Source organism: Paenibacillus oryzae (assembly GCF_001675045.1).
In the GTDB taxonomy this organism is placed as follows: domain Bacteria; phylum Bacillota; class Bacilli; order Paenibacillales; family Paenibacillaceae; genus Pristimantibacillus; species Pristimantibacillus oryzae.
On the sequence record NZ_LYPA01000077.1, the window covers coordinates 1 to 588 of the forward strand.

The following is a 588-nucleotide window of genomic DNA, read 5'->3' on the forward strand; positions in this document are numbered from 1 at the left end:
GGTAGCCGTATCGGAAGGTGCGGCTGGATCACCTCCTTTCTAAGGAATACTCAACCACGATGATGGTTGATCAGGAAACGTAAGTTTCCATAATCTCAGGCAGAGGTTGCTCACTCGTTGTCAGTTTTGAAAGAACAAGAAGTGCCGGAAACGGCGCTTTGATGTGTCTTTCATTGAAATTCCGTTTGGTGGCGATGGCGGAGGGGATCCACGCGTTCCCATCCCGAACACGACCGTTAAGCCCTCCAGCGCCGATGGTACTTGGACCGCAGGGTCCTGGGAGAGTAGGACGTCGCCAAGCGGATNTTGATGTGTCTTTCATTGAAATTCCGTTTGGTGGCGATGGCGGAGGGGATCCACGCGTTCCCATCCCGAACACGACCGTTAAGCCCTCCAGCGCCGATGGTACTTGGACCGCAGGGTCCTGGGAGAGTAGGACGTCGCCAAGCGGATTTTATCTTGCAAGCTTTTTGATAAAGGTAACATTTCGATGTTGCAGGAATCGAAAAAGCATGGTAGGATATAAATCCTGTCGCAGCAATGCGGCACACTTTGCACCTTGAAAACTGGATAACGAAAGAAAAGAAG

Annotated in this window: 2 rRNA genes; both read left to right on the forward strand. The window is 51.3% G+C overall.

The window, feature by feature from the left end:
* Positions 1–184 precede the first annotated feature (184 nt).
* Positions 185–301: ribosomal RNA gene (gene rrf / locus A7K91_RS23220) — 5S ribosomal RNA — on the forward strand.
* 31 nt (positions 302–332) lie between these two features.
* Positions 333–449 (forward strand): 5S ribosomal RNA (rrf, locus tag A7K91_RS23225).
* Positions 450–588 lie beyond the last annotated feature (139 nt).